Annotated in this window: 20 protein-coding genes and 1 pseudogene; 5 read left to right on the forward strand and 16 right to left on the reverse strand. The window is 35.7% G+C overall.

The annotated features are described in order from the left end of the window. The first annotated feature begins 24 nt into the window (after positions 1 to 24). From ACHRV0_RS14305 to ACHRV0_RS14320, 4 genes are all read left to right on the forward strand, one after another. Positions 25 to 1,743 (forward strand): beta-N-acetylhexosaminidase, encoded by a 1,719-nt coding sequence (locus tag ACHRV0_RS14305; RefSeq protein ID WP_395441318.1) that lies wholly within the window; start codon positions 25 to 27, stop codon positions 1,741 to 1,743. A gap of 52 nt (positions 1,744 to 1,795) precedes the next feature. Continuing rightward, positions 1,796 to 4,240 (forward strand): beta-galactosidase GalA, encoded by a 2,445-nt coding sequence (gene galA / locus ACHRV0_RS14310; protein ID WP_395441319.1) that lies wholly within the window; start codon positions 1,796 to 1,798, stop codon positions 4,238 to 4,240. Positions 4,241 to 4,474: 234 nt separating this feature from the next. Beyond that, positions 4,475 to 7,075, forward strand: a complete 2,601-nt coding sequence (locus ACHRV0_RS14315; protein ID WP_395441320.1) for a LamG-like jellyroll fold domain-containing protein — start codon at positions 4,475 to 4,477, stop codon at positions 7,073 to 7,075. 19 nt (positions 7,076 to 7,094) lie between these two features. Further along, positions 7,095 to 8,603: an alpha-L-fucosidase gene (locus ACHRV0_RS14320; RefSeq protein ID WP_395441321.1), complete on the forward strand. Its 1,509-nt coding sequence runs from the start codon at positions 7,095 to 7,097 to the stop codon at positions 8,601 to 8,603. Positions 8,604 to 9,258: 655 nt separating this feature from the next. Here the strand turns inward: ACHRV0_RS14320 and ACHRV0_RS14325 are convergent. The 16 genes and pseudogenes from ACHRV0_RS14325 to ACHRV0_RS14400 all read right to left on the reverse strand — a co-directional run bounded on the left by ACHRV0_RS14325 (position 9,259) and on the right by ACHRV0_RS14400 (position 20,128). Next, positions 9,259 to 9,495, reverse strand: a complete 237-nt coding sequence (locus ACHRV0_RS14325; RefSeq protein WP_395441322.1) for a hypothetical protein — start codon at positions 9,493 to 9,495, stop codon at positions 9,259 to 9,261. Between the two features lie 5 nt (positions 9,496 to 9,500). Next, a complete protein-coding gene (folE, locus tag ACHRV0_RS14330) occupies positions 9,501 to 10,145 on the reverse strand; it encodes a GTP cyclohydrolase I FolE (RefSeq protein WP_395441323.1) in 645 nt (214 codons plus the stop codon). A gap of 57 nt (positions 10,146 to 10,202) precedes the next feature. After that, positions 10,203 to 10,541, reverse strand: coding sequence for an arsenate reductase (glutaredoxin) (gene arsC / locus ACHRV0_RS14335; RefSeq protein WP_395441324.1), 339 nt, complete (start codon positions 10,539 to 10,541; stop codon positions 10,203 to 10,205). Positions 10,542 to 10,564: 23 nt separating this feature from the next. Beyond that, positions 10,565 to 11,212, reverse strand: coding sequence for a sigma-70 family RNA polymerase sigma factor (locus ACHRV0_RS14340; RefSeq protein ID WP_395441325.1), 648 nt, complete (start codon positions 11,210 to 11,212; stop codon positions 10,565 to 10,567). A 1-nt stretch (position 11,213) separates the two neighbouring features. After that, a complete protein-coding gene (locus ACHRV0_RS14345; protein WP_395441326.1) occupies positions 11,214 to 11,597 on the reverse strand; it encodes a hypothetical protein in 384 nt (127 codons plus the stop codon). Between the two features lie 28 nt (positions 11,598 to 11,625). Continuing rightward, a complete protein-coding gene (locus ACHRV0_RS14350; RefSeq protein WP_395441327.1) occupies positions 11,626 to 12,285 on the reverse strand; it encodes a hypothetical protein in 660 nt (219 codons plus the stop codon). 116 nt (positions 12,286 to 12,401) lie between these two features. After that, positions 12,402 to 12,938 carry an alpha/beta hydrolase gene (locus ACHRV0_RS14355; protein ID WP_395441328.1) on the reverse strand — a complete coding sequence of 179 codons (537 nt, stop codon included), beginning with the start codon at positions 12,936 to 12,938 and terminating at the stop codon, positions 12,402 to 12,404. Beyond that, entirely contained in the window at positions 12,935 to 14,380 is a 1,446-nt protein-coding gene (locus ACHRV0_RS14360) for a pyridoxal phosphate-dependent decarboxylase family protein (RefSeq protein ID WP_395441329.1), read from the reverse strand. The genes ACHRV0_RS14355 and ACHRV0_RS14360 overlap by 4 nt, the downstream gene beginning before the upstream one ends. Positions 14,381 to 14,400: 20 nt before the next feature. Further along, positions 14,401 to 14,838: a carboxymuconolactone decarboxylase family protein gene (locus ACHRV0_RS14365; protein ID WP_395441330.1), complete on the reverse strand. Its 438-nt coding sequence runs from the start codon at positions 14,836 to 14,838 to the stop codon at positions 14,401 to 14,403. Positions 14,839 to 15,252: 414 nt separating this feature from the next. Further along, the gene (locus ACHRV0_RS14370) at positions 15,253 to 15,549 is read right to left on the reverse strand and encodes a hypothetical protein (RefSeq protein WP_395441331.1); all 297 of its coding nucleotides are present in this window, start codon (positions 15,547 to 15,549) and stop codon (positions 15,253 to 15,255) included. A 321-nt stretch (positions 15,550 to 15,870) separates the two neighbouring features. Then, positions 15,871 to 16,098 (reverse strand): phage integrase SAM-like domain-containing protein, encoded by a 228-nt coding sequence (locus ACHRV0_RS14375; RefSeq protein ID WP_395441332.1) that lies wholly within the window; start codon positions 16,096 to 16,098, stop codon positions 15,871 to 15,873. A gap of 596 nt (positions 16,099 to 16,694) precedes the next feature. Beyond that, a complete protein-coding gene (locus ACHRV0_RS14380; protein ID WP_395441333.1) occupies positions 16,695 to 17,573 on the reverse strand; it encodes a PRTRC system ThiF family protein in 879 nt (292 codons plus the stop codon). A gap of 144 nt (positions 17,574 to 17,717) precedes the next feature. Beyond that, entirely contained in the window at positions 17,718 to 18,287 is a 570-nt protein-coding gene (locus tag ACHRV0_RS14385) for a PRTRC system protein B (protein ID WP_395441334.1), read from the reverse strand. Further along, positions 18,284 to 19,375 carry a hypothetical protein gene (locus tag ACHRV0_RS14390; RefSeq protein ID WP_395441335.1) on the reverse strand — a complete coding sequence of 364 codons (1,092 nt, stop codon included), beginning with the start codon at positions 19,373 to 19,375 and terminating at the stop codon, positions 18,284 to 18,286. Before ACHRV0_RS14390 ends, ACHRV0_RS14385 begins: the two co-directional genes overlap by 4 nt. 59 nt (positions 19,376 to 19,434) lie before the next feature. Further along, positions 19,435 to 19,650, reverse strand: a pseudogene (locus ACHRV0_RS14395) (PRTRC system protein C); the annotation flags it as partial. A gap of 31 nt (positions 19,651 to 19,681) precedes the next feature. Beyond that, positions 19,682 to 20,128, reverse strand: a complete 447-nt coding sequence (locus ACHRV0_RS14400; protein ID WP_395441336.1) for a prtrc system protein e — start codon at positions 20,126 to 20,128, stop codon at positions 19,682 to 19,684. 299 nt (positions 20,129 to 20,427) lie between these two features. Here ACHRV0_RS14400 and ACHRV0_RS14405 point away from each other — a divergent pair, with 299 nt between their 5' ends. Continuing rightward, complete coding sequence (locus ACHRV0_RS14405; protein ID WP_395441337.1) at positions 20,428 to 20,640, forward strand: helix-turn-helix domain-containing protein; 213 nt, start codon at positions 20,428 to 20,430, stop codon at positions 20,638 to 20,640. Positions 20,641 to 20,686 lie beyond the last annotated feature (46 nt).

The raw sequence follows: 20,686 nt of genomic DNA on the forward strand, positions 1-20,686 counted from the left end.
GAAATTAACCAAAAACAAACCAATATGAAAAGGTGTCTAATACTACTATTATTAACCTGTATTTTATTTTCCGCATGTGTTAACCCTTATAGAAGTTCTAAAAATTCAGCGTCAGATTATCAGATAATACCAAAACCAGTATCATTAGAAATTGTCAAAGGAAAGTTTTTAATAACTCCCGAAACCAAAATTTCAGGAACCTTAGATTTAGAAAATGAAGGACAATATTTAGCCTCATTTTTAACGCTAACTACAAAAATGAATATTCCGTTTGTAACAGAAGGTTCGGGTACTATTGAATTGAAAATAGATAAAAGCATTAATGAGGATGAAGGTTATATCCTTTTAGTTACGCCAGATAAAATTCTTATATCAGGAAAAAATTCTAAAGGCGTTTTTTATGGTATTCAAACTTTAAGACAATTGATACCAGCATCACTAGAAGCAGGAAATAGCGGTACAGATAAAATTACTATTCCGGCAGTTACGATCAAAGATAACCCGAGATTCTCATATAGAGGAATGCATCTCGATGTAGGAAGACATATTTTTCCTGTATCGTTTGTAAAAAAGTACATCGATCTTATTGCTCTGCATAAAATGAATACGCTGCATTGGCATTTAACAGAGGATCAAGGCTGGCGCATAGAAATAAAAAAATATCCAAAACTTACCGAAATAGGATCTAAAAGATACGGAACTATTACAGGGCGTTTTCATCAGGAAACAGGTAATGATCAGACAGAATATGGCGGTTTTTATACTCAGGAAGAAGTAAAGGATATCGTAAAATATGCCACTCAAAGACATATTACGGTTATTCCAGAAATCGAACTTCCTGGTCATGCAAGTGCCGCGATAGCTTCATATCCTTTTTTAAGCTGTTTTCCAGACGAACCTACATTTGTAACAAACAACATGGGATCGAAAGCAGGAAAAGAAGCGCAGGCAAAAGGAAATCCAAAAATTGTTCAGGAAACCTGGGGTGTATTTGATGACGTATTTTGCGCCGGAAACGAAAAGACCTTTGCGTTTTTAGAAGATGTTTTAGCCGAAATTATTCCACTGTTTCCTTCAGAATATGTTCATATTGGAGGAGATGAATGTCCAAAATCAAATTGGCAGCGTTGTCCGGCTTGTCAAAAAAGAATGAAGGATAATAAGCTGGCTAACGAACATGAACTGCAAAGTTATTTTATACAGCGTATGGAAAAATACTTAAAAGCAAAAGGCAAAAAGATTATTGGTTGGGACGAAATTCTCGAAGGAGGTTTAGCACCAAATGCAACAGTAATGTCTTGGCGAGGAGAAAAAGGCGGAATCGAAGCTGCAAAACAACATCATAACGTTATTATGACTCCAGGGACACATTGTTATTTTGACAAATATCAGGTAGATAAACAGGATTATACAAAAGAACCTTTAGCGATTGGAGGCTTTATATCTGTCGAAAAAGTGTACGGTTATGATCCAACACCAGATGCTTTAACTGCTGAAGAGAAAAAATACGTACTTGGTGCTCAAGGCAATGTTTGGACAGAATATATGGACACAACCAATTATGTAGAATATATGGTTTTGCCTAGAATGTCGGCCTTGTCAGAAGTAGTTTGGACTCCAAAAGAAAATAAGAATTGGAACGATTTTAAATTTCGTTTAAATACAATGAAAGTGCGTTATGATGCTTTGGGAGTAAATTATGCGAAACATGTTTTTGAAACTAAAAAGGATAGTACTCACTGATATTGAGAAGAATCTACCAGAAAAATAACCTACTATTATATCGTAACTAAATATGAAGATTTCTATAAAAAATAAGTATTGGATTTTATTTTTGATGTTTTGTGTCTTCTTTCAAGTAGTTTACTCTCAGACTAAAACTTCAAAATCCAGACAAATCACCTCTTTAAATAAAAACTGGAAATTCCATTTAGGGAGTGCCAACAATCCATCAAAAGACTTTGACTACAGCATCGTTCGCAATTTTACCATAGCTGGCGGCGGTGGCGGTTGCATCGTTCCTGAATTTAAAGATGATGATTGGCGTACCGTAAATGTGCCACACGATTGGGCGGTCGAACTTCCTTTTGAATACCACAAACATTTTGATGTACAAAGTCATGGTTACAGACCCGTTGGCGGTTTTTATCCTGATAATAGCATTGGTTGGTATAGAAAACACTTTACGGTCGATAATACAAAAGAAGGACAACGTTTTATTATTCGTTTTGAAGGAGTTTATCGTGATTTCAAGATTTGGGTTAACAACAATTATATCGGAAGTACTTTTAGCGGCTATTCTGAAAGTTCATTTGATATAACAGATTTTATAGAATTATCAAAAGACAATGTTATTGTAGTTCGTGTTGATGCCACCCAATATGAAGGTTGGTTTTATGAAGGAGCCGGAATTTACAGAAACGTTTCTCTGGAAACATTAAGTCCAGTTTATATTCCGGAGTATGGAGTTTACGTATCATCAAAAGTCGAAAAAGCTAAAGGAATAGTTCAGGCACAAACTTCTGTAAAGAATCAGGAAGGAAAAACTGTAGATTGTTCGGTCGTTTCTTATGTGATAGATTCAAAAGGGACAAAAATTACTAAATCATTGACAGAAAAACTAACGGTTAAAAACAATGAAAGTGCTACAACAATTCAGAATTTCACCATTAATAAACCTGAATTATGGGATTTAGAAAGCCCTAATTTATACCGATTGGTTTCGATTGTAAAAAAGAACGGGATAACGACAGACAGTACTCAAACCGAATTTGGAATCAGAACTTTTGTTTATGATGCAGAAAAAGGATTTTCGTTAAACGGAAAATCCATGAAAGTAAAAGGAATGTGTGTACATCAGGATCACGCTGGTGTTGGAACAGCAGTTCCGGATGCCTTGGTGTATTACCGAATAAAATTATTGAAAGAAATGGGTGTTAACGCCTACCGTTGCAGTCATAATCCGCCATCAAAATCTGTTTTAGAAGCTTGCGATAAGTTAGGAATGATGGTTCTGGATGAGATCAGAGTAATTGGTACAGGTAAAGAATATTTTGAACAATTTGAAAAACTAATTTTAAGAGATCGCAATCACGCAAGCATAATGCTTTGGAGTCTTGGAAATGAAGAAACAGGAGTTCAGAATACAGATTTAGGGCGACGTATGGCGCATACTTTGTTACAAAGGCAAAAAGAGTTAGATCCTTCGAGATTGAGCACTTATGGAGGAAATAATGGTATTAAATATCTTGGTATAAATCAGGAAATGGATGTGAGAGGCTTCAATTACCACATTAAAGAATTAGACGATTATCATAAAGAACATCCTAAACAACCTATTATTTTTAGTGAAGTATCGAGTATGGTTAGCTCCAGAGGAATGTATGTAAAAGATTCCATAAAAGGTTATTTGCCAGATTATGATTTGAACAAACCACGTTGGGGACAAACCGCCGAAGAATGGTGGAAATTTACAGTCGACAGACCTTGGCTTATGGGAGGTTTTGTTTGGACAGGTTTCGATTACCGCGGAGAACCTACACCGTTTACCTGGCCTAACGTCAATTCGCATTTTGGAATAATGGATGTTTGTGGTTTTCCAAAAAACACTTACTATTATTATCAAAGTTGGTGGACCGATAAAGACGTTATCAAGATTTACCCATATTGGAATGGTCATAAAACAGGTGACAAAGTAAATGTTTGGTGCAATAGTAATGCAGACGAGGTCGAATTATTGTTAAACGGAAAAAGCCTCGGAAAAAAAGTAATGCCCAGAAACGGACATTTAGAATGGGATGTTGTTTACGAGCCCGGAAAGCTCGAAGCCATTGGTTTAAAAAATGGAAAAGCGATTCGTACTTCTGTAGAAACAACTGATAAAGCGTATCAAATTGTTTTGACACCTGACCGTAAAACTATTAATGCTGACGGAAATGATGTATCTGTCATAAATATAACTGTTTTGGATAACAAAGGAAGAGAAGTTCCTGATGCGATGAATTTAATTCAGTTTGCGCTTACTGGTGATGCTCGTATTCTTGGCGTAGGCAACGGAGATCCAAGTTCTCATGAAGCTGATAAATGTCTTGATGGCAATTGGAAACGTTCGTTATTTAACGGAAAATGTCAAATTATTCTTCAGTCTTCAGAAAAAGAAGGAGAGTTTGTATTGACAGCTTCTTCTGAAGGTTTGAAAAATGCGATCGTGACCATAATCCAAAAAAGAGAGAAAATATAAAAGCTTAAAGCTTTGTTTAAATTAAAAGATAGCAGCAGAGAAAGAGTCGTTTTACCTTAAAAAAATCAATAGAACATTAATGAATTTTCACATTACTACAACACACTTTCTGTTGTAGTGACAAGGATATTCTATGTCTTTTGTTTGCCAAATAAAACGACTCTTTCTTTATAAAACCATTAAAAAAGAGTGCTTATAGATTGACCAAAAATTAACCAAAAACAACCGTTTATTATGAAAAAAGTATTACTTATTGCTTTTCTATTGACCATTAACCAGGTAATGAAAAGCCAGACTACCAACCAAAGTATCGCCTTTTCGGGCACGACAAGTAGTTACGCTTCTTTTGGAAATATTAATGAATTAAATGGAGTGAACCAGTTTTCTTTTGAAGCTTGGGTTTATATTAATGCTTGGAATGTAAATAGTTATGTTTTTAGCAAAACCGCTGCGACACTTCCTGCTCAAAATAGAATCGACATTCAGTTAGGACAGCTTTCAACAAAAAGATTATATTTTCATGTTGCCAACAATGGTAATAGTTATGCACAAGTAGATAATTCGGCTATTGCTGTTGGAAAATGGAATCATGTCGTGATGGCTTACGATGGAACAAAGTCTGCTTACAATATGATTCGTATTTATATCAATGGAACACAGGTTACAACTGGTATTACCTATTCTTCAGGAAACGGTACGCTTCCTACAACTACTTCTACTTCAACGGGAGCTTTTGAACTAGGAAAAAGTTTTGATGGCCGTATCGATGAGGTCAAAATTTGGAATTATGCTATTACGGCTGCAGATATTGACATGAAGAACACTATTAATAAATACCATCCTTTGTACGCAAATCTAATTTCGTACTGGAAAATGGATAAAAGCGCCACATCAATTGCTGATAATAAAAACCTTTATCAAGGTACACTTACAGGTGCGTCTTTAGTACCCGTAACAGATAACAATATTTTTAAATATAAGATTGTAAGTAGCTATATAAGATCTAATTTTTACGAAAGCGGACAAGTTAGTGAAGAGTATGTTCGGAATAATAATGATTTAATATATCTGGCAGCCAATCCTTATGCAAATGGTGATTTATTTTTTGAATATCCTGTAAATAATGGTGTCTTGACAAACGCGACTTATCTCGCAAGTTATGCTTCAAGAAATGGTTTGATGGATTTTTCAGGTTCCGGAGCTTCCATGAATTGCGGAGGTGATTTGCTTAATAAATCTACAGCGGGACTTGGCTCATTTTCTTTTGCTACATGGGTCTATATTGATCAATGGATTGAAAATAGCAGTATTTTTAGAAAATACGAATCTGCAACTAAAACTATTGATTTACAATTAGGAGCCGCAGCAACAAATCAATTAATTTTTCATCTTTCTAACGGCGCAGATAATTATGTAACGGCTGATAATTCTGGAATTACAACAGGAGGATGGCACCATGTTGCTGTAACTTATGCAGGAACTGCCGGAGCCAATCAACAAGTTAAAATATATGTTGATGGAGTTTCTGTACCCGTTTCTTATAAAAATGGCGATGGATTACTCGCTACAACAGGACCTTTTATTAGATCAAATTTTGAATTGGGAGTTAATTTTGATGGAAAATTAGACGAAACCAGTCTTAATTTATTGAGTTTAAGCAGTAGTGAAATCAATACAATTAAAGATAACGAAATAGTGGTGGATTCCTGGAATGAAACAAAAACTTGTGCATACTGGAAATATGATGATGCATCTCAACCCGGAAAAGATTCAAGAACATGGCTAGGTGTATTAGATGGATTAAAACAAACATTGTCCGGTTATAATGGAGCCGAAATTCGTTTAGGAATTAGTGGAGGCGATTGGAAAACAATGATTGCAACACCTGCAGCCAGAACAAATTTTGCCAATAATGTAAAAAGCATTGTAGAAACCTACGGTTTTGATGGAGTAGATTTAGATTTTGAATGGTGTTTGAGCACTCAGGAATGGTCGGATTATAGTACTGCAATATTGGCTCTAAATACGGCGTTATCTTCAACTTCAAATTTTAGTGTGACACTACATCCGTTGTATTATAAAATAAGTCCGGCTGCAATTTCAGCTCTTGATTATATATCGATACAATCTTACGGTCCAAGTCCTGATCGATTTCCTTATACTGAATTTGTAAATAATATTACCGCGATGCTTAATTACGGATATCCTGCTCAGAAACTTATTATGGGAATGCCATTTTACGGTGCTACAACAGATAATTCGAAAGCTACCGTAAGTTATAGAGCAATAGTTGCTCAATATCCGTCACTCGATCCTTCATTGGATAATGTTTTAATGAATGCACCTACCTCAAAAGATATTACGTTTAACGGACAGCAAACTATCATAAAAAAAACAAAATATGTTCGGGATATGGCATTAGCCGGAGTTATGTATTGGGATACGGCAACAGATGTAGATTATCTCAACCAACTTTCGCTTTTGAGAGCTTTAAATACGGTTATGAATGCTAATTTGGAATTGGTTACCATTGGCGGAAGTTTAACCAGTAGAAATCTTAAGAACGAAACATTCGAAAATAGTTCTAACGATGTGGCTTCTGTTTTTTCAGTATATCCAAATCCTGCTCAAAATATTTTTACAATAGTGCTACCGGCTGAACAAAAGGGATTTATAAAAATATATGATTTAGTTGGACAGCAATTATTTAGTCAATCCTTAAATAATCAAAAAGAGGTTAGTATCAATAGCAGTAACTTTATATCAGGTGTATATATCGTTAAGTATATTGATGAAAAAGGAAACTCGAAAACCACTAAGCTTATCAAAATTTAAACACTTTATAAAATATAAAATGAAAAAGAGAATACAGTTAATGCTTTTGATGACGGCTTTTACAACAGCAGGTTTTTCGCAAAGTAAAAATTTTGTCCGTATCGATAAATCAATGTCAGATGAAGAAGTGGTTAACATTGCCGCAACAATTACTCCCTCGGAACAGCAACTGCGATGGCAGCGATTAGAAATAACAGGTTTTATTCACTTTGGAATGAACACTTTTACAGGAAGAGAATGGGGAGAAGGAAAAGATGATCTTAAATTGTTCAATCCAACAGCTTTGGATGCAAGACAATGGGTGAAAACCTGCAAAGATGCCGGAATAAAACAAGTTATTCTTACTGCAAAACATCACGATGGTTTTTGTTTATGGCCTACTAAAACAACAGAATACTCTGTGAAAAATAGCCCATGGAAAGACGGAAAAGGTGATGTTGTAAAAGAAGTTGCCGATGCCTGCAAAGAGCTAGGAGTTGGTTTTGGTATTTATTTATCGCCTTGGGACAGGAATAATGCTTCTTATGGAACAGCCGAATACAATGATTTTTTTATCGAACAATTAACGGAATTACTTACTCAATATGGCAAAGTTGATGAAGTTTGGTTTGATGGAGCAAACGGAGAAGGTCCTAACGGAAAAAAACAAGTATATGATTTTGAAAGATGGTATGCACATATCCGAAAGTTGCAGCCTCAAGCAGTTATTGCTGTTTCTGGTCCAGATGTACGTTGGGTAGGAACAGAAACAGGACACGGTCGTGAGCAGGAATGGAGTGTAGTGCCAGTTGGAAAAAATAAAAAATACAATGAAGGTTCGCAAACTAAGGCTGATGAACCACCATCCGGAAATAACAGAGGACAGGTTTTAGGAAGCCGCAGTCAATTGAGAGATGGTGATGCCTTAAAATGGTATCCTGCCGAAATGGATGTGTCGATTCGTCCGGGTTGGTTTTATCATGAAGCCGAAGATCAAAAAGTAAAAACAGCAGAATATCTCAAAGAAATCTATTTTCATTCTGTAGGACGAAATGGTGTTCTTCTATTAAATATTCCGCCTGATAAAAGGGGTTTGATTACCGATTTTGACATCACCGTTTTAAAAAGCTGGAAGGCAAAATTGGATAAAATATTTAAAACAAATCTTCTGAATGACTCAAAGGGAATTGGCGCTGTAAAAAAAATAAAACCTTTGCTGGATGGCAATGATGCAACACATATTTCTTTTTCGATGAAAGGAAATGATAATGTAGTTGAATTGGATTTGAAGAAAGAACAAACATTTAATGTTCTGCTGCTTCAGGAAAATGTCACTGTCGGACAGCGTGTTGAAAGTTTTGTGTTTGAGTACTGGGACGGTAAAGGATGGAAAAAAGCGACAGAAGGAACAACTATTGGTTTTAAACGTTTATTAGAGTTCCCTACAATTAAAGCATCCAAAGTAAGATTGCGCATTGTATCAGCAAGATTGCAACCTGCATTGGCAGAAATGGGATTGTATTTTGATGAAAAAAATAAGGTTAAATAATTCTTTTTCTTTGTGAGTTTACAGCAAAAAAATCATTTGCAAATATTGCTTTCGCAGTAATTGCAAATATTTTTACTTTAGTAAGTATATTGTTTTTTATGTAATTGGTTTTGGAACTCGATTTAACTTGGAGATGGAGGTGTATTTGCATCTAGTATTTTTTCTGGTGCATTTTTAGAGCTAGTTGTTGCTTTTATAGGTAATAATTATTTAGGAGCAAATTTAATTCCACTAAATTTTGCTTTAGTAGGGGGAGCGGATACTTTGATCTGCTTCTCTTTTTGTCTCTTTTACTTCTGTGGTTCTGGTATGTAATTTACTTCCAAACGGATATTTATTGTTTGTCCCTATTATTTTAGGAAGTGTAATCTCATATTTTTTTTTCAAAAAAATGTTGCCTTATAATGTCTATTCGTGTGGTTTTTATCTTATAGTAAAGCAATAGTGAATTAAGAACAAGAAATGAAATTTAGCCTTAACCGTTTTATTTAAAATTAGTTTTTTTATGTTAGTTGAAGAAACATCATTTTTTTTACCGCAAAGTAATCAGAATTAAATAAATTTTTATGACTGGTACATGCAAGTTGATAGAAATGCTGCGAAACCGAACAAGATCAATCAGCCAGCTAATAAAAATCAAGCATGTATTTAAAATTTAGGTAAATTTAAAAAACAAACATCTCAATGTTTTGACGGTAAATTTTATGCAGTCCTGTTCGGGCAATGAAGTAAAAGTAAATGCCCTTAATTCCTGTTCCCAACCTTGTTTCGGCAGTGAAATATCAACCGCTTGTCCGGCAATAAATTTTAACCCTTTCGGTTTTTCTGGAACTATTCGCAAAACATCGTGTGTAATATGTTCGACCGATATTATTTTAACTGTTTGTGCCATTGTTATTATTTGTTTTGGATATGTGATAAAAATTCCTGTCTTACGGTATCGTTCTCAAACTGCCCGGAATACGCTGCAGTAAAAGTTTTACTATTCGTGTCATTGATGCCCCTTGAAGCTACGCACAAATGGTCGGCTTCTATTATAACAGCTACATCATCGTGTTGCAAAATTTCTTTTAAAGCTTCCGAAATCTGAATGGTCAGTCGTTCTTGAACTTGCGGGCGTTTGGCATAATATTGTACCAATCGGTTAATTTTTGACAAACCGATAACTTGCTTGCCTGGAATATAGGCAACGTGTACCTTTCCAATTATCGGCACAAAATGATGTTCGCAATTTGAATATAAGGTAATGTCTTTTTCAATCAGCATTCTTTTGTAACCGTATTTATTTTCAAAAAGACTTATTTCAGGATTGTTATTGGGGTTTAATCCGCTGAATATTTCCTTCACAAACATTTTTGCTACTCTATTAGGTGTTTCGCACAAACTATCGTCATTAAGATCAAGTCCAAGTATCTGCATTATTTTAGTAAAATGATGTTCGATTTTGTTTATCTTTTCCATATCACTCAGCTCAAATGCATCGTCGTGAATAGGGGTATTAATTATGATTTTATCTAAATCTATATTTGATGTTTCTGGCATAATTTTATTCAAGTTGATTAATATTATTCGGTTTTTCCTAAACAACTAAGTATCTTATTACAATAATTCCAATAGTCGTTCCGCAGGTCGGGCAATAACCGCCTTGCCGTTTTTTACTACAATTGGTCTTTCAATAAGCTCCGGGTGTAGTAATAATATGTCCAGCCATTGCTCATCGGTAAACGTTTTTCCAAAATAGTTCTTTTGAAAAACAGCTTCATTTTTTCGGACAATATCGAATGGCTTCATGTCAAGCATGGACAGCAACTTTATTAATTCTTCTTTGCTTGGGGTATTTTTTAAATAATCCACAATTTGTGGAGTAATCCCATTTTCTTTAATCAACTCCAATGCACAATTACTTTTACTACATTGAGTATTATGATATATTTTCATTTGTAATTTTATGAGTTTTTGGATTATAGTTCGTTTATTTTCTTCATTACATTTTCTACCATTGCATTGCAATAGATTAAATTAAATTCAAACAATTCGCTGGTAGAATAAGCGTTTTCAATCTCGCTTCGCAGCATTGTTTTTGCCCTGTTCAACCGTACTTTTACATTTGCCTCACTGATATTCAGCATTTCTGCGGTTTCAGAAACATTTAGTCCGTTTATTTCCCGTAATGAAAATACCATCCGGTAATCCAAAGGTATTTGAACAAGAGCTTTTTCAATGATATGCCCCAACTCACGGTTCTGAATTATCTTGTCCGTATCATTATTTCTGTTGGTAAACAATGGAGTTGAATGTTCGTTTGCATCTTGCATAATTTCATTTTTAAAACTTGATTTTTCTCTTTTCCGATAACAATTGTTCATCATAATACGAATAATCCACGTTTTAAAATTTGCACGACCTTCAAATTGTAACAGGCTTTTGTATGCGTCAATAAAAGTTTCCTGCATTAAATCCTGCGTGTCTTCGTGATTGTAATTGTATGACCTGCCAATTTTGTACAGGTAAGGGTTAAATCGCCTTACGATAAGCTCGTAAAGCGATTTTTCTCCTTTTAAAATTCGTTCAATGATTTCAGTTTCTGTAAACTTTTCAAATTGTTTCATGCTATTTAACTATTTTGGATAATCTTGCCATAGACAAGGCAGCAATTGCCATTACAAGGTCACGTACTGCTACGTCCACGTAATTGAAACCAAGTAACAGGGTCAATGCTATAACTGTTAACCAGGCAGCAACAATATACCCGCCAATTCCGGTTTTTTTCAGTACAATGATACCTGCAACAATTTCAACAATACCTACGATCATCATAAAAACCGAAGCTGAAAATGGCAATAAGTTCGCCATTGTTGGGTTGATGTATTGTTCCCAATTGGTTAACAAATTAGTGAATTTATCTGCACCAGCAACAATAGGAACGATTCCGAATGTATATTTTAACAGATTGAACGTTTGTGTCAAAGACTGATTTTTGATTGTACTTTCCATTTTTTTACTTTTTTAAATTGTTTGTCAATTAGAACTTGTCAGGGAATTGTTTTGCTATACCTTCTGTCAGTATATCAGCAAGATGAACCATATGATGTAATGCCTCTTCAAAGCCTCCAAAAGATTGTGTGTAATCTCCTTTGAGAATACTAACCGAATAATCTATTGTATGTGTAATGTGCATTTCTAATGCTCCCTGGGTTTCTTTGGCAGTCCAGTTTTTCGGGTTGGCAGATGCAAGAAAGTCACCTATATCTTTTGCATTCGCATACCAATCTTTCACCGCTTTATCCAAAGCCTCCTTATTATTTTCTTTAGCTGCTTTCAAAACCGGTACTGCCAACTGAATATGTTCTGTCAAAAGTTTTGCCAATTGGTCACCGGCAGCTTGTCCATAATAAGGTACAATAGCTGAGCCAATGTCTTTTTGGTTTTGCAACAGTCGATCAAGTTTTGCACTCAAACCTTTTGGGTCATTATAATAGGCATCTACCGTAATCAGTGTCCAGTACATATGAGCGTTCCATAAATTTCTCATAGCTCTATTAAGCTCAAGTACTTTTGGGTTCTTCATCAAGGATGCCATCTCTGACGAGATGTTTACCACCATCGAACTATGGTTCATTTGCTGTGCATTCGCAGTAATTGCTGTTATAAGAAATGCAAGAATTATTGCTGATTTTTTCATTTTTTAAAAATTTAATTGTTTATACCTGATTAGGGTAGATGAGAAATCAAAAGGTTACAAAAAAAATCAGAAAGTTTAAAGTTTTGGTGCAGGTTGTTTCTTTGACAATACCGTTGTTAACGGTTCGGATTGTATATTTTCTCAATTATTCGTTTACAGAAATATTCCGCTATTTCTTTTTTTTGATATAATTCGTGTTCTTCGTTTTTACAAACTTTTTCTTTGATTTTCATTTGTTGAAACCAACTACTGTCAGGTTTGTAACAATCTTTTTCACCATACAGCAATTCAATTTTTGCAAGTGGTTTTTCTGTTTCATACCTCAGTCTAGTTGATGATATCGCAAACAGATGTTTTACTTTTAAACTGGATAAACAAGCTTTCCAGCCAATACAGCCCCCTATGCTAAATCCTACAACAGCAGAAGCCTCACATTCTATTTCGAGAAGTTTTTTAACGGCTGTGTCAATGCCTCCGTTTAGAAATTGGGTATGAATATTTTCTTCTAATAATTTATCTTTGGAAAGGCCCCCCAACTCACGGCAGTCGTAATAATATATTTCGAAATGCTGTTTCAATATAGATGTATATTGAAGCATCCAATCCGATTTTTCAATTCCCCATAAGTCTGAAAGTAGGATTAGTTTTCTCATTTCTTATTTACTTGTAATACGAATTGTAAACAACGACTAATCATCTCAACCGCTTCGTCAATTGTTTCCTTTTTGGTTCGGAAGGCTAAGATGGCAATTCGTATTACAAACTGCTTATTGATTATCGAAGAACTTAAAAAAAACGAATTGTCTTTGTGTATTTCATTCATTAACTGTCGATTTTTCTCGTCAACCTCAGTTTCAAACGGATACCAAAAATAACTAACTGATAAATCAGGTTCCGGACCAAGACAAAAACTAAGTTCGTTGAGCTTATTTCTGAAGTAAATGGTCAGTAATAATTTTTCTTCCAAACAGGAAATAAACAGTTCTGTACTGTGAATTTGCAACGGCAACCATACGCGAAGACCTCTGAAATGCTTGGTCAGTTCGGGCAATAAATTAGCAGGACTGTTCAATAATTCTTCGTTATAGCCGTCTTGCATATAATTGGCAGTGTAATAATTGGAATGAAGAAAAACGTTAGCATCTTTCACCAGTACCGCACCTATACCATACGGCAGAAACAAGCCTTTGTGAGGGTCAATGGTTAAAGAGTCGGCTCTTTCTATTCCTTTAAACAAATTTCTTTTTGAGGTCAAAATGAAAAAGCCTCCATAAGCACCATCTATATGATACCATAATTTATGATGTTGGGCTATATTGGCAATTTCGTTTAAAGGATCTATCATTCCTGTATCGGTAGTTCCTGCTGTAGAGATAATCAGGAAAGGATTAAGTCCGTCTGCTTTATCTTTTTCAATAAGCTTATCTAAATTTTGTGGTTTGATTCTGTAATTGCGATCCAAAGGAAGAACATACCTTATTATCACATCCTCCAGTCCAATAATCCGCAATGCTTTTTGGGCAGAATGATGCACTTGCTCACTAAGGTAAACTAGACTTTTCGAAATAATTTCGTTTTTAATTTTGTATTTATCTCTTGTGGCTGTAAAAGCAATCAAAGTAGAAATAGATCCGCCCGAAGACAAGCACCCAACGGAATTTTCCAGAAATGAAAAAATGGATTTCAGCCAATTTACCACTTCGTTTTCAATAGTTGCCGCACCGGGAGATGCATAGTAAACACTTGCAAACGGATTGGTAACTGCTGCAATAAAATCGGCAAGTGCGGCGGTAACTACGCCACCACCGGGAATGTATCCCAAGTTTTTAGGCGAAGCTGCATTAATCCCTGTCTCAGCGACTTCCTTTGGGTATAAATTTAAAAGTTCGGGAAGCGATAGTTTTTTATTTTGAATTGCCAGCTTTCCTATTTCTTTTTCGTTAAACCCTTTTATTGCATTTAATCCATTTATAAATGTATTGGTAAAGCCTGTTGCCTGATTTATCTTTTCCATTCGTTGCCATTCCAAAATATCCAATTCATTACTTGAAATACTGAGTTGTTCAAGTTTGCCGGTTAGTTCTTGTGAATTCATTTGGGCTATTTGTATAAAGGTTAGTCTAATGAGCTTTGTGATGTAATCGCAATCTTGTTCCAACCATTAATTGCCACAACAGCCATTATAACAGCCGCAAATTCTTGTTCAGTTAAATGGTTTTTAGCAGTGTCATAAATTTCATCAGACACAGACCTGTCGGCTATTAAAGTCATCGCCTCAGTTAACGACAAAACAGCTTTTTCTTTATCTGTAAAAAGCTTGGATTTTCGCCAGACAGCTAGTAAAAATAGACGCTGTGCCGTTTCTCCGATTTTCATCGCATCGTGAGTGTGCATATTGATACAATACGCACATCCATTTATTTGAGAAGCACGGGTTTTGATAAGTTCAAATAGGTTTTTATCCAAACCACTTTGTGCAAGGTAATTTTCTAACCCCATCATTGCTTCAAAGGCTTTAGCGGCTATTTTGTAGATATTTAATTGCTTTTTCATTACAATCTATCTTTAATTGGTTTTATTTACTCGTTTTGCTTTAGCTTGAATGTTAAGGGCTTGGGTATTTAAGACAAACAGTTTTTTTAATGCTAAACTTGATAATAAGCCGTTCAATCCGTTTATAACCATACGATGTTAGCGACCGCTTTGTTTTCTGTGTTACCAAAGGTACAAAGATACCAATTCTTTGAAGTGGTAACACAACTCTATCGAAGATGAAAGACTTTAGTAGAACAGCAAGTATGGCTTCATACCCACCGTTATATACCATTGAATATAATTTGAGTAAACTTTTCGAACTGCAATTCAAACAGGAAATATTTTTTCAAAACAAGATATGGATTTTTATCTTGGTGTTACCGCAAGAAGCCTGGGCAGGGTATTAAGAGCAGATATAGGTTCATAGAATTTTCACTGCTGACCTCTTTTGCGTTTCCGTTTTTTTTTCATACGATTGGTAAAGTCATTTTGTTCGTAATCTTCGCCTTGTGCTTCGGGAAGCAAACCGCCAACAGCTTCTATCAGATCGTCCTCGTTCTTCGGTTCTGTGTTGAGGAAATCAAAGAAATGATGTGGTTTTTCCGCAGGCAGTTCTTCTGTATTTTCAACGTAGCGAACTTTTTGTGGTTCGGCAGGCTCTTTAATATTGGGCTTAATGTTATTGTTAGAATAACCATTAAAGGTATTGGCAGAAAGTTCCTTGCTCACCACCACATTAATACCCTGTTCGGCTAGTCGTTATATTCTTTCAAAGTCTTAAATTGATAATAGTTCGGTAGGTGTCGGATGACCGAAGCAATTTGACTTTTTATATCGCCTGTCCGATAATCCACAGGGCGGAAAATTGAGCGTCATCAGTTTTTCAGCATCTTTTTAAGAATATACTCTCTGTCGGTTTCCTGCATATTGATTTCGTATTCCTGAAAAGGATTGTCACGTATCAAAACTTTTCTTAATAGACAGCTTTGCCAGACTTAATACAGAGATTGTGTACACCCAAACAGTATTATGTGTAGACTGTAAGTCGTATCAGAGGTAAAAATCAAACTCACGGATAAAATCAGCAGTCAATTTCCTAAAAGCCATATCATCATGATGATAGCATTCTTTTATAAATGTGGCAAGATGATTGTAAACTGTGGTATACTTATTATAGGTACTTTGTGCGTGTTCTCCTTTTTCAACCAATTTTTTAAAATTCTCATTTTGGTCGTTGAAGACTTTCGGTATAGCATCATACATTACACCTAGAACCAAAAAAAGAAAGCTTTACTTTCTGTGAAGTTGCAAACCCCTTGTGCTTTTGCATATCTTCATAAATCTTGTCGATACGCCCTCTTATGTTATTCAATTTTTTGTTAATGCTCAAAGCAGTGACACTCTCACTCTCAATTCTTCCGTATTTTAAATCCTAATTATTGGGGGTAATTTCTAACTTTGTTCCCAAAGTTTTAGCTGTTCCGCCAATGATAATACGTGCCATAACCGGATCATTTCCATTCTTTTTTAGTTAGTTTTTTTTCAGGTAGTAAAGTAGTTTGAACGTGGACTTTTTTGTCTGTTCCAGAACTCAAATGTTTAATATTTAAAATTAAATCACATTGAGTTAGAAGAGAATATAAAGATAAAAGCAAAATGCTGAAATATAATCAGTTAGTTTGTATTCGTGTCTTTGTTAATAGGTAACGGATTAGTAGCCTAACATTGTGTTTTCACGTCTAAAACGTATTAAGACTACTGTTTTATAAAGTTTTGTATAGCAACGGTTTTAATCGTTTTGATTGCTTTCGTTTTTACTATTTTTTGATTAAAAAAAACTTTTACGCTAAACAGTTCATTAGGATATTTTTAGCTTAAGAGGGAATTCCAAACAAAAGCGCCCCGCAATTCCTTGACCAACGGGCTGGAATTGCGGGGCGGGCGGCTATCACCCCCACCATTATTGTCTCGGATCTGAAGTTGGCAAGATTTAAAAAGAATCCTCGATGTGGGGGCATTCCTTCACGAAATAATTTCGAAAAAAGCGATGCTCCCATACTGGCAAGTGCGGCATTTATAAATAAGTCCTGTTTTTCAAGTGCCTCAGTAAGGGAACAGCTGGGCTCACTCGTATCACTCTGAGCTTGCAGCAATTCCTTAAATTCATCAGTTACCATTGGAAGACTCGGCACAGTGCTGTATAGTTTGGAATCAGGCTGTTGGATTTCGCTGATGGTAGAAAGTATAACCTGCCCTGTATTTCGAGCATTGCCGAGATTAAGCCAATAGAGAGATTTAGTACGCTCAAAATCGCTGTTTGCATTGCATTTCAGCAGGAAATCTGCAATATCAAAACTTGCCTTTGCGGTATCGAGATAACTTACATAAAGGTTCGCCCTGCCACGGTTGGGCACGGATTTCAGATTCGCTGTTGAGAACTGCTCTGTTACGGCTTTCCAATTCGTTCCGAAAAAGCGGTTGGTGCGGTTGATGAGTGCTACGGCTTTAGGAAGTCCAACCTTAGCATCTGCAAATAGCTGGCGTCCCTGATTGACATTAGTGACTACATCATCATCAAATAAATTGACCTGCAATCCTGCATGACCCAAAGCGATTAGGCTGCGGTTCATTCTTGCGAGTTCGGTCAGCATCCTGCTTCCTGTTCCTCCTGCGCCAATGAGATTTGCTCTTATTGGATTGGTTGGATTTATCAGGTAATTGTGCGTATAATGCATGGTGTTTTGTGTGTTCATTATAGTATATTTTTAATGGTTAAACCATTTTTGAGTAATGATTTTATCGGAAACGGTTTAGTGCTACCCATAAGTTTTTGCCAAAGCTGAATAATGTTCTCTTTTACAGGACTTGTACTTCCAATGAGGTGACTGAAATAGCTGTTAAAAAAAATACTGCTCCCAAAGTGAGATAAACTCTTCCAAATGGCAGTTAGACTTTATATTTACAGATACCGTTCCCATACAGACCCTGCCATCGGTGTATACATTAAAAAAGGGTGCATGATATAAATTAGTCTGTTCGTTTATCTGCGTTTCGGTATCAATTGCATACATATAAAGGTTACTTTTAGAAGCTTTCCACAGCAAAGGCGGTACGAATGCTTCGCCGTTTGTAATCCCTAAACTCTCTACAAAAAATAAACTGACTTTTTGGGCAGACGTGAACCAAATAGCAGAACCATTCTGCTCGGGATTCAAATGCAGTACATTTTTTGGAAGCAGTCCTGATGGTTTCAGGAATTTACGTGTGAGTTCGTCGGAGGTATCAAGGGCATTGGCAAGCTGTGTACTTTCCTTAAGGCTTAAAGGATGGGCGTTTATGGGATAGTCATTTTTATCCATGTCATATGCTTCCACATAAATGGATTTTTCAGCAGAATCTTTCTGATATATTACAAAGGCTTTTACAGGATTGTACAGGCTTCCGAATTTTTGGGTTATATCTTTCATGGGATATTATTTAAAAGGGTGCATAAATCATTTAGAAGCGGAAAGATTCTGTATTCAAAATCGAGCGCTTTAGGTGTTAACTCGTTTTGGGCATCATAAATCTGCAGGAGTATCGGTTCTTCTATTTCGGAGCATTCGTTAAATTCATCATTGATTACCCGTGCAATATTTTCATAAAGTGCTGCATCGGTATCTGCGATAAAGGAAATGTACTGTTCCGCCCTTATTAGCCCTTCTTCACTTTCAAATTCCTGATTTGATGTACTTTGAAAAATAGTACCCTCAGGATATTCGAGCATTAGTGCCAATGCCTGTTTTGTAACGTTTAGACAGTTTTTTTCGAAAGTGTTATTAAATTTATAACTGTCTATACGTTTTTTGAAGACGTTTAAATGATATAGATTGTACATTTTGCGGAGCATAACATCTCCATAGTAAGAAGCTGTATTTAATTCTGAAACCATACTATTTCCGTCTTCACAATCCTTATCTTCCAATTCATCAATCAACCATTCTTCCACACATTCATAGTGGTAATAAAGACAACTTCTGTCTTCCCTGTAATAGGGAATCTCTGCAATATGGTAGAGATAAGAAAAAACAGAGAGCAGTAATTCTGCGGTTGGTTTCTGTTTACTACTTTGCAACAGCCTGTACAGGGGCAGTACAGGAATAAAGTACAGTGTATTGCAGGTATTATACATATCTTTGGTTGCTAATTTTACAATTCCATCATCATCCTGTATAATGGACAATTCAATATCGCGCCTCAAACTGCTGAGATGTTTCTGAGCATCTGAATGTGATAAGAGTATATTATAGGGATAGGATTTGCTTGCCGTATCCAAAACCTCAAAAGCATACAACCTTGTAAGGAGAGTAAGTGAACTGAAGAAATCATTTTCTACCTGAGATTGATCGGGAATTTTTTTTCCTTTTTCAAATAGAGGCAGAAAGGAGTGTCTTAAAAAACCATCGGCAAAAGGTCGAGCGGAACAGAGCGGTTCGGGTTGCTTTTTATTTCCTGCGCATCGGGCAGTCTGTCTGCGTTTTGTGCGAATGAGCCAAATTGTTTGTATATTCTGCATAGCTTTTTGTTTTTTGGCAGTTTGATACTGCCTGTTATCGTTTGCGTTTTGATGGTTTTTCCTTTTGTACCAATTTGTGATACAAACTTGTATTGCACCGCATCATCATTTATAACTGGTCCCTCTATGGTTGCTGTAGTTAAAATCGGATAGGTCTGCGCATAGAAGTTTAATACCGCTTCGGGGCTGAAAGAGGCTGATGGGTCAGCGAGTTTAATATCTGTTTCTTTATCTCTAAAAATAAAGATTCGTTCTAAAGTTGTGGCTGTTAACATGGCTCTAGGGATTTAGGTTCATTAAAAAGGTCTATGGGAATTTAGCTGATAATTCTGCTTTGCGGGCGTGAATAATGTATTTATTCTCAGGATAAAGTTCAGCGGACGGGACTTTCATCCATGCCTCTTTAAACTTTCCTGCTATTTCAAGTTCTACTGCTTTTTTCATGGCTGATTCGTACTGTTTTTGCAATTCAGATTTTTCCTTTTCCATTTTCAAGATGTTGTCTTTTTCCATCTGTGAACTCACTTTTGCCTGTTCTTTTTCTTTAAGGAACTGTTCCATATTGGCAAAAAGTTGTGCCGTATCTTGTACAGGCTCTGTAATCGCTTCAAAAAATCCTTTGTCGAGTTTCTCAGCCGTACCTTTGAGCAGAATAGTCGGTACTTTTTTACGGGCATCATCGCCAACAGTATCGTTAAAAAATAATACCGATACAATGAGTTTGTTCAGAAAAAACGGAAAAAAAGAAAGCAAGATGCCAGTGGATTAAGGATGCACAAGTGCTATAAGTACCGAAGGGTGGCAAGGGAAGCGAAGCCATTATGCGTACGCAGCATACTTGAGCCACTATCTTAGCTGCCCTTTTAGTCCGTTTCGAGTGAAAGCTTTAAAAATTTACTTATATACGTAGTATGAAAATTGTTTTTGTATAACTATATGGGTTAAATAATTGATAGAGATAATAAAAAAATAAGTTAGGAATTTTAAGAAAAATCAAGAAAAGTAGACAGTCGTCTATTGTACAGTTGTCGACTAAAACCGACTTTGGCTAAATGGAAGATATTAGAATGAAATTTGGTATAAAAGTCAAAGTGTTGAGACTCTCAAAAGGTTATTCTCAAGAGAAATTAGCAGAGCTGGCGGATTTAGACAGAACTTATATTCCTGGTATTGAAAGCGGAAAAAGGAATGTCTCCATAATAGTTATAGAAAAGATTGCTAAAGCCTTTCACATTAGCATCTCTGATTTAATGAATACTTTATAACACTCTATCTGTGATTATTTTAAAACTAATGATGTTTTTTATTTCC

This window comes from Flavobacterium sp. FlaQc-30 (genome assembly GCF_044005885.1).
Classification (GTDB): domain Bacteria; phylum Bacteroidota; class Bacteroidia; order Flavobacteriales; family Flavobacteriaceae; genus Flavobacterium.

Bases quoted from the DNA above. Each gene is read 5' to 3' on its own strand.
- ACHRV0_RS14405 (WP_395441337.1), top strand. From the start codon at position 20,428: ATGGAAGATATTAGAATGAAATTTGGTATAAAAGTCAAAGTGTTGAGA.
- ACHRV0_RS14380 (WP_395441333.1), bottom strand. From the start codon at position 17,573: ATGAACACACAAAACACCATGCATTATACGCACAATTACCTGATAAAT.
- ACHRV0_RS14305 (WP_395441318.1), top strand. From the start codon at position 25: ATGAAAAGGTGTCTAATACTACTATTATTAACCTGTATTTTATTTTCC.
- ACHRV0_RS14365 (WP_395441330.1), bottom strand. From the start codon at position 14,838: ATGAAAAAGCAATTAAATATCTACAAAATAGCCGCTAAAGCCTTTGAA.
- ACHRV0_RS14385 (WP_395441334.1), bottom strand. From the start codon at position 18,287: ATGAAAGATATAACCCAAAAATTCGGAAGCCTGTACAATCCTGTAAAA.
- ACHRV0_RS14325 (WP_395441322.1), bottom strand. From the start codon at position 9,495: ATGGCACAAACAGTTAAAATAATATCGGTCGAACATATTACACACGAT.
- ACHRV0_RS14350 (WP_395441327.1), bottom strand. From the start codon at position 12,285: ATGAAAAAATCAGCAATAATTCTTGCATTTCTTATAACAGCAATTACT.
- ACHRV0_RS14390 (WP_395441335.1), bottom strand. From the start codon at position 19,375: ATGCAGAATATACAAACAATTTGGCTCATTCGCACAAAACGCAGACAG.
- ACHRV0_RS14340 (WP_395441325.1), bottom strand. From the start codon at position 11,212: ATGAAACAATTTGAAAAGTTTACAGAAACTGAAATCATTGAACGAATT.
- ACHRV0_RS14315 (WP_395441320.1), top strand. From the start codon at position 4,475: ATGAAAAAAGTATTACTTATTGCTTTTCTATTGACCATTAACCAGGTA.
- ACHRV0_RS14360 (WP_395441329.1), bottom strand. From the start codon at position 14,380: ATGAATTCACAAGAACTAACCGGCAAACTTGAACAACTCAGTATTTCA.
- arsC (WP_395441324.1), bottom strand. From the start codon at position 10,541: ATGAAAATATATCATAATACTCAATGTAGTAAAAGTAATTGTGCATTG.
- folE (WP_395441323.1), bottom strand. From the start codon at position 10,145: ATGCCAGAAACATCAAATATAGATTTAGATAAAATCATAATTAATACC.
- ACHRV0_RS14320 (WP_395441321.1), top strand. From the start codon at position 7,095: ATGAAAAAGAGAATACAGTTAATGCTTTTGATGACGGCTTTTACAACA.
- ACHRV0_RS14345 (WP_395441326.1), bottom strand. From the start codon at position 11,597: ATGGAAAGTACAATCAAAAATCAGTCTTTGACACAAACGTTCAATCTG.
- galA (WP_395441319.1), top strand. From the start codon at position 1,796: ATGAAGATTTCTATAAAAAATAAGTATTGGATTTTATTTTTGATGTTT.
- ACHRV0_RS14355 (WP_395441328.1), bottom strand. From the start codon at position 12,938: ATGAGAAAACTAATCCTACTTTCAGACTTATGGGGAATTGAAAAATCG.